The 932-nt window shown below is 42.4% G+C and carries 1 protein-coding gene; it reads right to left on the bottom strand.

Going from position 1 to position 932, the window contains the following annotated elements; translation table 11 throughout:
* Positions 1–113 precede the first annotated feature (113 nt).
* Positions 114–932 (bottom strand): IS110 family RNA-guided transposase (locus L2744_RS21480; protein ID WP_248993772.1); only part of this gene is annotated, 819 nt, incomplete at its 5' end.

The following is a 932-nucleotide window of genomic DNA, read 5'->3' as shown; positions in this document are numbered from 1 at the left end:
GTCCCTTCGGAGTTATAACTCCTTATACTCTCTCAGCATTTGCAAAGGCCGGTATTACCTGTTACATCATTAATTGTGTTCGGTTTTTTAGGGTATGTTATTGCTTCATTTAGTTAACAGGCTCTGTACTCTGTTTTATAGTAGAGCATCGCCCAAATTATCCTCGCCAGTTTATTTGCAACTGCCACAGCCGCTTTTTGCTTGCCTCTTCGTTCAATGATATTTCTCGCCCATACAGACAGCCTATCATCGTTGTTTGTTGCGTAGCGTATGACAGACCATGCACCTTGAATTAACTGACGCCTTAGATAGTTGTTACCACGCTTAGTTATGCCACCTAATTTCTGTTTTCCACCACTTGAAAACTCTTTTGGAACAAGCCCTAAATTGGCAGAAAAATGTCGACCATTTTGATAGCTGGAGCCATCACCAGCAAAGGATACCGCTGCTGTGGCAATAATCTCAGCGACACCTCGTATTGCGGTTAACCGTTTGGTATCTGGATGATTTCTTGCTTGTATCCGAATATCTTTTTCTAATGACTTAATCGAAACATTTATGGCATAAAGCTCATCGAGCAATTCCCTAATGTACCGACGAGCGATAGTGGTAAGCGAGTTACTTGCATCTTCGAGTAGCTCAGGAAGTGCTAGGTTAAGTGGATCACGACCTTTAGGGATAACGATGCCATATTCACTCAATAAACCACGGATCTGATTAGTTAATGCCGTTCTGACCCTAATACGGCGCTCTCGGATCCGATGGCTAATGATCACATCGACCTGCTCTAAAGATCTTGGTTTAACAAAGATGATGTTAGGACGTTGAGCCGCTTCACATATAGCAAAAGCATCATTGCGGTCATTTTTATTCCCTTTCACGAATGGTTTCACATGTTGTGGTGGAATTAATCTGACCTCAAAACCCTGAGA

The sequence above is a fragment of the Shewanella profunda genome (assembly GCF_023283765.1).
GTDB classification, from domain to species: domain Bacteria; phylum Pseudomonadota; class Gammaproteobacteria; order Enterobacterales; family Shewanellaceae; genus Shewanella; species Shewanella profunda.
This window is presented reverse-complemented; position numbering and strand designations above follow the sequence as displayed.